General features: G+C 57.1%; 1 protein-coding gene. It reads right to left on the reverse strand.

Annotated features, from left to right (window positions below; all coding sequences use genetic code 11):
• The coding region (locus AC3XQU_RS24560) for a hypothetical protein (protein WP_489876721.1) at nucleotides 1-245 on the reverse strand (245 nt) is incomplete at both ends.

Raw genomic sequence — 245 nt, forward strand, 5'->3', positions numbered from 1 at the left:
GATCTCCTCCTTGAGGATCGGGATCAGCTGGGTGGCCGTAGTCAGTTCGGAGCTTATCTCGGACGCTTTGCTTCCCAGCCAGGCTGCACTGGCTATGGCAATGATAGAAATACCGCCCAGAGAAGCCAGCGTGAACACGAGCCGCCGGCGAAATTCTGTCCGCGTGGAAGTCGATGATCGCCTTGTCTTGAAAGAGGTATTCGCCGAGGTGTCCGGAGTTTCAGCCATCTTCAGGGCCGTCCAAG

The organism is Telluria sp. AZSoR62 (assembly GCF_058111565.1).